We start from the raw sequence: 2,663 nt of genomic DNA, 5'->3' as shown, positions 1-2,663 counted from the left end.
CCCTCAGGGGCGCGGGGGCGGAGCCCGCTGTGTTCGGCCGCTGTGCGTCCAGCCGAAACCGGCTGCCTAGCCGACCAGTTGGTCGTACGCGGGAAGCGTCAGGAAGTCCGCGTAGTCCGCGTCCAGGGAGACCTGGAGGAGCAGGTCGTGGGCCTGCTGCCACTTGCCGGACGTGAAGGCCTCCTCGCCGACCTCGGCGCGGATCGCGGCCAGTTCCCGGGCCGCGATGGCACGGGTCAGCTCGGCCGTGGCAAGCTCGCCGTTCTCGAAGACCACGCCGGCGTTGATCCACTGCCAGATCTGCGAACGCGAGATCTCGGCGGTGGCCGCGTCCTCCATCAGGCCGAAGATGCCGACGGCGCCCAGGCCCCGCAGCCAGGCCTCGATGTAGCGGATGCCGACCTGGACCGCGTTGCGCAGGCCCTCGTACGTCGGCCGCGCGTCCAGCGAGTCGATCGCGATGAGCTCGCCGGGGGCCACCGAGACGTCCTCGCGCAGGCGGTCCTTCTGGTTCGGCTTCTCGCCGAGGACCGCGTCGAAGGAGGCCATGGCGATCGGGACCAGGTCCGGGTGGGCGACCCAGGAGCCGTCGAAGCCGTCGCCCGCCTCGCGGTCCTTGTCGGCCTTGACCTTCTCGAACGCGACCTTGTTGACCTCGGCGTCCTTGCGGGACGGGATGAAGGCCGCCATGCCGCCGATGGCGTGCGCGCCGCGCTTGTGGCAGGTGCGGACCAGCAGCTCGGTGTACGCCCGCATGAACGGGGCGGTCATGGTAACCGCGTTGCGGTCCGGCAGGACGAACTTCTCGCCGCCGTCACGGAAGTTCTTGACGATGGAGAAGAGGTAGTCCCAGCGGCCCGCGTTCAGGCCCGCCGCGTGGTCGCGCAGCTCGTAGAGGATCTCCTCCATCTCGTACGCGGCCGTGATGGTCTCGATGAGGACCGTGGCGCGGACGGTGCCCTGCGGGATGCCGACGTAGTCCTGCGCGAAGACGAAGATCTCGTTCCACAGGCGCGCCTCAAGGTGCGACTCCGTCTTCGGCAAGTAGAAGTACGGGCCCTTGCCGAGGTCGATCAGGCGCTTCGCGTTGTGGAAGAAGTACAGGCCGAAGTCGACGAGCGAGCCCGAGGCGGGTGCTCCGTCGATCAGCAGGTGGCGCTCCTGGAGGTGCCAGCCGCGCGGGCGCATCACGACGGTCGCGAGCTGCTCGGCCGGCTTCAGGGCGTACGACTTGCCCGTGCGCGCGTCCGTGAAGTCGATGCGGCGCTCGTAGGCGTCGATGAGGTTGAGCTGGCCAAGGACGACGTTCTCCCACGTGGGAGCCGATGCGTCCTCGAAGTCGGCGAGCCAGACCCTGGCGCCCGAGTTCAGGGCGTTGATGGTCATCTTGCGGTCCGTCGGACCGGTGATCTCCACCCGGCGGTCGTTCAGCGCGGCCGGGGCCGGTGCCACCTTCCAGTCGCCCTCGCGGACCTGTGCGGTGTCCGGGAGGAAGTCGAGGGTGGACGTGCGGGCGATCTCCGCCCGGCGCTCGGCGCGGCGGGCGAGGAGCTCGGCGCGGCGCGGGGCGAACCGCCGGTGCAGCTCGGCCACGAAGGCCAGGGCCGCGTCGGTGAGGACTTCGTCCTGCCGGGGCAGGGGCTCGGCGTCGACGATGGCCAGCGGGGACGGCGCTGGTGCGGACATATCTGTCACTCCTTCAGCGGCGGTGCCTTGCGGCCGCGGGGGAATGCTCGCGCGAGACGGCACGCAGTGCCGTCGGATGTGGAGAGTTCCGGAATACGGTCGCGGGCGCCGTCTGGGGGTTCAGGGCGCTTCTGACCAGTGGATAGTAATTTCCTCATGGTGGAAGTTCAATGGTTTGTTGATGTCGAGATTCTCAGAGTCGACAGATTCCGGTTGCCCGTGGCCCCCAGTGCCATGCCCGTCACTCCCCGCTCAGGCGAGTCGTGCCAGGTCGGGCGGCGTGTCGATGTCGAAGGCCTCGGCGATGTCGCCGCACTCCACCAGGACGAGCTCTCCGGCGTGGCGCGCCAGGTGCACCCGCGCGCCCTTGTCGCCCGTCGCCGTCGCCGCGATGTCCGCCCAGCGCCGCGCGCCGAACAGCACGGGGTGTCCGCGCTCCCCGCCGTACGCCGCCGCCGCCAGGCTGGCCGGCGAGCGGTACGCCGCCCGGACCCGGGCCGCGGCCGCCGCGCCGATCCCGGGCTGGTCCACCAGCGAGACCAGCGCCGCGTCCGCGCCCGTACCGGCCAGCGAGGCGAGGCCGACGCGGAGCGAGGAGCCCATGCCCTGCGTCCAGTCCGGGTTGTCCACGACCACGCAGCCCGTGAGGTCCGCGCGCTCGCGCACCTCGGCGGCGGAGGCGCCGAGCACCACGTGCACCGGACCGCAGCCCGCTTCCCGCAGCACTCGTACGGCGTTCTCCACCAGCGGCCGGCCCCGGTAGGGGAGCAGGGCCTTCGGCCGTCCGCCGAGCCGCCGGCCGCCGCCGGCCGCCAGGAGCAGGCCCGCGACGCGCGGCCCGCCCGGCACCGCGGCCGGGTCCGCGCCCGGATCCGCGGTCGGATCCCCGGCCGGTTCCGCGCCCGGGTTTGTGCCCGGATCCCCGGCCGGGTTTGCGCCCGGAACCCCGGCCGGGTCCGCGCCGGGAACCCCGGCCG

2 protein-coding genes are annotated in these 2,663 nt (G+C 72.1%); both read right to left on the bottom strand.

Going from position 1 to position 2,663, the window contains the following annotated elements; translation table 11 throughout:
* Positions 1-66: 66 nt before the first annotated feature.
* Complete coding sequence (gene aceB, locus ACFWUQ_RS31385; RefSeq protein WP_384544809.1) at positions 67-1,686, bottom strand: malate synthase A; 1,620 nt, start codon at positions 1,684-1,686, stop codon at positions 67-69.
* Between the two features lie 252 nt (positions 1,687-1,938).
* Complete coding sequence (locus ACFWUQ_RS31380) at positions 1,939-2,535, bottom strand: NTP transferase domain-containing protein (RefSeq protein ID WP_384544811.1); 597 nt, start codon at positions 2,533-2,535, stop codon at positions 1,939-1,941.
* Positions 2,536-2,663 lie beyond the last annotated feature (128 nt).

The sequence above is a fragment of the Streptomyces sp. NPDC058662 genome (genome assembly GCF_042716255.1).
Classification (GTDB): domain Bacteria; phylum Actinomycetota; class Actinomycetes; order Streptomycetales; family Streptomycetaceae; genus Streptomyces.
Note: the sequence above shows the minus strand (reverse complement) of the source record. Positions and strands in the feature narration are given on the sequence as shown.